Raw genomic sequence first — 4,425 nt, 5'->3', positions numbered from 1 at the left:
AATTTTAGCGATCGCACCTTTTTCACCCAACCTCACAAAATCGCGTTGCTCCCGCAGCACCAAGCAATAACTATAAATATAAGTGCCCCTTTTGAGAAGCCAGTACTAAAACAAGAGACGACAGTATCTACTCCAAATGTCGAGCCAATTGTGAAATCAGTCGCATCTAGCCGGACAACAAGCCATGATTCATCAATAAAAGTACCGAAAGTCTTGCCCGTCTTGAAAGAGACACCAAACTATAATACTGTTGAATCAGTTTTCTCTAAGCCAGTACTGAAATCTGCTGTCCCCACAGAAGCGTTTTGGACACCACACCATACTGAAAAAATACCTAATTTTATTGAACCAAAGCACTGGCAAGAGTTTGAAAATAGCGCCATTCACCCGGACATTGCGGCAAAAAACTTTGAAAGTCTTCAGTTTAACTATGCAGGTGGTGAGCATGAAGCCTGGGAACGGCTCATGGTCAGCGAGAAGCTGAATCGAACAAATACAGGACGGCTAACAGATGGTTTTATAAGGGCATATTCGCATCTTGATGCTGGTGGATGGTGGTGTGATGCTGGAGTTGATGCGCGTTCATTTGCCGATTTGACTCCAGGTGATAAACCTTTGAGCAAAAGATGGGGATGTTACAAGCCGAATACGCCCAGACCAAAAAAAGATGATCATGGTCAAATAATTGAAGGGAAATTTATCAAATATGAGCATCCTCCCAAGGTTGAATTAAGCATCTTCCTACTTGATATCCCTGACGAGTTTGCAGAACGCATCTACTCCAAACACAAAGTTAACCCCACGCAACAGGAGCGCAAATCAGGATTTTGGTACTGTGTCTGGAAACATAATATCCCCTGTGCGATCGCAGAAGGCGCGAAAAAAGCAGCCAGTCTGTTGAGTCAGGGTCATGCTGCCATTGGTCTACCTGGGATTTCGGCGGGATACCGAACTCCCAAAGATGAGTTTGGCAAAAAAATTGGCAAGTCTTACCTACATGAAGAGTTAGCAGTTTTCGCCACACCTTCTCGAGAAATCAAATTCTGCTTTGACTATGAAACCAAGCCTGAAACGAAGCTCAATATTGAGCGAGATATTTCCGTAACTGGAAGATTATTACAAAAAGCTGGAGCTAGGGTCAAGGTCGTCAGCTTGCCAGGGCCTTCTAAAGGTGTCGATGATTTTATAGTCGCTCGTGGGCCACTGGCTTACGAGAAATTGAGTCATCAAGCTATGAATTTAAGAGACTGGCAACGCCAGAATCAATACAAGAGTGCTGCCACGATATCACCACCTCAAAAGTTAACACCAGAACAACGTTCTTTACAGCAAAACCAATCTATAGGACAAACCGATGACATCAACCGACAACAACCCAAAACCGACACAGGAATTAGTAGTGTTAACCGAGAAAATAGAGAAATTGTTGAGCAGTCACGAGAAACTGAGTCAGGAATTGAGCGCAAAAATCCTACATTTGGAACAGAGCCAAGCCGAAGAAATGAGGAATTTCTTACAGCAATTAGCCGAGACATTGAACTCCAAGAAATGGAGCAACTACATTAGACAAACTGACAACAGCATTAATTCAATCAGAACAACGTCAAATATCACAACTCGCCATAAATGCGATAGTTGATTATGTTGACCAATCATCTGTTGAGTCTGCACTGGCTGAAACATTACCAACTGTAATCAAGGAACTATCCTTTTATCCTGCTAATAGTGAATTTACTAAGATTGTCACCAATGTAGTCGCCATAATTGATAAATTGTCGGAGTGCCTTAAACAAAAAACTGCTGGTGCTGTCGAAGAAAAGGAACAAGTTACAACAAATATAAAGTCACTTCTAAGGCAGATGCTCCAGCATTTAGATAAACAAAAAATGTCAGATTTATTTATCGAAGTAGGGAAATATGCTCAAGGTGAAAAAGTCAAAGGTGATCAAGTCAACAAGTTATTTTACCCTGTCGGTAAAGCTGACTTATCTTTAACTTTTGGACAGAAAATGAATATGGTTCGCCAATTAATTAGAGAGGACAAAGCCCGGATTATGATCTTGTTGGAAATTCCCCAATCCCATGAGAGCAAACAAAGTAGATTTAGACGATAAACACTTCTGAGAGAAAGGGGAAAGGATGTATTCAAAACCTTTCCCCTTTCCCCACAATCCTATTTACCCTCATCATCCCTTACCCATTTCACTTTTATCAATGCGCCATATAAAGACGCAATTTTCTATCTCTTTATAGCTCTAAATTCTGAGTTTTGTTGAGCATTATTTTCAATTTGATGATGCATATCAACAACAGATTGAACCTTATCAAGTGCCTGTAACTGTTTCTCTGAAACGTTAGGCGATAAAACTCCATCAGTGAGAACAGTCTCGCCGTTTTTGGCACGAACAATTACATTATCGCCAAGGCGTTCAAAATCAAAATTTGTACTTTTAAAACTCTTGGAACCATCAGGGTTATCTTTGCCCAAGATATTCAGCAGTGCTTTAACACTTTGCTCGATAGCTTGACCTTTAACATCATCAACAGCAGCTCGTAGTTCAGTTCGAGTATTGTCAATAGCTGACTTAACACCCATAAGGCTTTGCTCAACAGTGTTTTTAACACTATCTGCTTGTGTACGTAACTCTTGAGTTAAGTTACCAACTTGTTGATTGAGTTCATTTCTTACACTGTCAATCTGATATTTAACTTCATCCTTGAAGCTAGTAATTTGTTCATTAATTTGAGATTTGAGTAAAGCAATTTCGTTTCTGAGCTTGGTAACTTCAAGTGTTAGCGCATCTTTAACCCACTCAAAAACATTCTTGGCAGTTTGTTTTACCTGGTTCTCAACCGTACCCACCCAGTTTTGAAGAACCGTATTTTGAATTTGTGGTAAAGAACGTTCATTCACCTGGGACAATGCTTTTTGAGTATTTTCAATCAACTGCTGTTGTTTCTCCAAAGATTTACCCATTTCGGCAACTTGGTCAATTAACTTTGACAGCGATTCAGGCGTTTGTTGCGTCTCTTTGATACTTTCAACAAGTTTTTGCTGTGCTTGAAGTTTACTTTGTAAAACTTTCACTTGTTTTTGCAAAGCTTCTACACTATAAATTCGCTCCTTCGTTACAACTTTATTTGGCTGTGATGGGGGAGCTAAACCTAATAAATCATTGGTTATCCGTCCATTTTGAACGCGAAAAACTTCCGATTTACCAATCTTGATCAAGATAGTACCTTGAGAATTTTTGGGGTCAGTTATCGCTTTGTTAATATTTTCTAGTTGTTCGGAAGTCAATAAATTTTTAGATGGTGATTGTCCGACAAGTCCTTTATATACCTGCTGACCACCAGCATAAATACTTATATCGTTGCTAGTCGGTATTTCTTTTGATTTTGCTTTTTGCTGAATATTTTTAAGTAGGGCTTCTAGAATATCCAAGTAGTCACGTTTAATTTCTTTGGCATCTCCATCATCAATCATGATTTGATTCCTTTAGTAAAACTTGAATTAACTCCGAAGGATTGACAGTTACTTTGGGAAGAATTATTCCGCCCAGATGATTGATTATTACCCTTCCTTCAATTTCGATATAAGCAAACTTGCCATCAATGATTACTTGGACAGTTGAGGTATTAATTTCTGGATTAGCAGGTGTATAGTCAGTGAGAACCCCGTCTAAAATACACAAGCTAGCCTTTTCACCAGCATCGCTATAAATTTCAACATATTGAGGAACATAATTAATCCCAAAAGGCTCATCGTCCCAAGCATCGACAACATTTACAATCTCACATGGATATTTATCTGCTAAAGCTGCTATCTGAGGTGGAAGTTTTGCAATTTCTCGTCTGTCATAATCATTAAGTGAGTAAAAATCGCGTGACGACATGGTATTTATCCTGAATATTTGTGATGACTATTAAGGGCAGGAAATTTCACTTTAAATCAGACTTGCATATGATGATAACTGCTCTTGGTTTTCTATTAAAGGTAACAATTTTATCGCGGAGGCTCGGCGAATTTTCATTTCTTCATCTGCTGGAGTTAAGAGAGTAGACTTTTTAGATAAGAACTTTTGAAACTTGTACCAAGCTTTCACACTGTCAGCTTCAGATTGGATTTCATGCTGAGGAATCTTAATTGATTGCAAGATTGGCAAACTTATCTGTCCACGAGAACGAAACCCTGGACTAATAATTACAGCTTTTCCTGATGGCAATGTATTAAATTGGTTAATGTCAAATAACTTCCGAGTACTGTTTTGGTCAGAGTTGGAAATACTTGCACCACCCTTGCCTCCTGATGAGCGAGAACGTTGCTTGTATTTAATTTCCTCTTCACCTAAAAATTTACTAAATCGTTCGGGGGAGCAACGCGATTTTGTGAGGTTGGGTGAAAAAGGTGCGATCGCTAAAATT

The 4,425-nt window shown here is 39.2% G+C and carries 5 protein-coding genes; 2 read left to right on the top strand and 3 right to left on the bottom strand.

All coding sequences use genetic code 11. The features are described 5' to 3' along the window. Both Q0541_RS23845 and Q0541_RS23840 read left to right on the top strand, forming a co-directional pair. Positions 1 to 1,566, top strand: a 1,566-nt coding sequence (locus Q0541_RS23845; RefSeq protein ID WP_298916398.1) for a DUF3854 domain-containing protein, incomplete at its 5' end; no start/stop codon positions are given. A 320-nt stretch (positions 1,567 to 1,886) separates the two neighbouring features. Continuing rightward, entirely contained in the window at positions 1,887 to 2,114 is a 228-nt protein-coding gene (locus tag Q0541_RS23840; RefSeq protein ID WP_298916395.1) for a hypothetical protein, read from the top strand. Positions 2,115 to 2,239: 125 nt separating this feature from the next. Here the strand turns inward: Q0541_RS23840 and Q0541_RS23835 are convergent, their stop codons facing one another. From Q0541_RS23835 to Q0541_RS23825, 3 genes are all read right to left on the bottom strand, one after another. Next, a complete protein-coding gene (locus Q0541_RS23835) occupies positions 2,240 to 3,487 on the bottom strand; it encodes a hypothetical protein (RefSeq protein ID WP_298916392.1) in 1,248 nt (415 codons plus the stop codon). Then, a complete protein-coding gene (locus tag Q0541_RS23830) occupies positions 3,480 to 3,896 on the bottom strand; it encodes a hypothetical protein (RefSeq protein WP_292824606.1) in 417 nt (138 codons plus the stop codon). The genes Q0541_RS23835 and Q0541_RS23830 overlap by 8 nt, the downstream gene beginning before the upstream one ends. Positions 3,897 to 3,947: 51 nt before the next feature. Next, the coding region (locus Q0541_RS23825; RefSeq protein ID WP_298916388.1) for a TraM recognition domain-containing protein at positions 3,948 to 4,425 on the bottom strand (478 nt) is incomplete at its 5' end.

The organism is uncultured Nostoc sp., assembly GCF_937863485.1.
Taxonomy (GTDB): Bacteria; Cyanobacteriota; Cyanobacteriia; order Cyanobacteriales; family Nostocaceae; genus Nostoc.
This window is presented reverse-complemented; position numbering and strand designations above follow the sequence as displayed.